The organism is Ruegeria sp. AL12, assembly GCF_056540885.1.
The window spans coordinates 1-775 of the sequence record NZ_JBQFXN010000102.1 but is presented as its reverse complement, the minus strand read 5'-3'; the positions used below and the strand labels follow the sequence as shown (position 1 = coordinate 775).

Below are 775 nucleotides of genomic sequence, written 5' to 3'. Positions count from 1 at the left end.
TTTAGTTCCGCGGCGACGGCTTCACACGCGTCAGCCTTGCGCGACGCAATCAGAACCCGCGCACCAGCCCGAACCAATGCCTCAGCAGCCATGCGCCCAATTCCGGTGGCGCCCCCGGTCACAAATGCTGTCTTCCCATGCAAGGAAAATAGGGTTTCGGGCGTCATAGTGTGCTCCTCGATCATTTATTTGGCGCAATCGCATACGGCTGATCGACCGAGGGTTGCACCTCGTCGGTTTCTTGACAACACCCGCTGCTGCGCCAAACTTCCTCCTGAATCAATAACAAGGACAATAGGGCCAACATGCAAGCTTTACTCAGCGTCGCCCCGGGTGGACCGGAAACTTTGGAACTCACCACCCTGCCCGATCCGGAACCGGGAAAAGGCGAGTTGCTGATTGGTGTTAAGGCCGCAGGGGTCAATTACCCCGACACTCTGATGATCCGAGACCTGTACCAGATCAAGCCCCCCAGACCCTTTGCACCCGGTGGTGAGATTGCGGGCGAAGTTCTGGCCATTGGTGAGGATGTCGCGGGTTTTGAGGTCGGGGACCGTGTTCTTGCCTTGACCGGCCATGGGGGATTCGCGACTCATATGACGATCAAGGCGTCGACAGCGGTTAAGTTTCCGCAATCGATGCCGTTCGAGGATGCCGCTTGTTTCATATTTACCTACGGCACCTCATACCATGCATTGAAAGACCGGGCGCACCTGCGGGCAGACGAAACTGTTTTGGTCCTGGGCGCAGCGGGCGGCGTTGGGACAGCTGCGAT

Annotated in this window: 2 protein-coding genes; one reads left to right on the top strand and one right to left on the bottom strand. The window is 57.8% G+C overall.

Features of this window, described 5'->3' with window-relative positions:
* Positions 1–167 (bottom strand): SDR family NAD(P)-dependent oxidoreductase (locus tag ACR0C6_RS21645; protein WP_480621191.1); only part of this gene is annotated, 167 nt, incomplete at its 3' end.
* A gap of 138 nt (positions 168–305) precedes the next feature.
* Between ACR0C6_RS21645 and ACR0C6_RS21640 the strand changes: the two genes are divergently transcribed.
* Positions 306–775: alcohol dehydrogenase catalytic domain-containing protein (locus ACR0C6_RS21640; RefSeq protein WP_480621189.1), on the top strand; the 470-nt coding region annotated here is incomplete at its 3' end.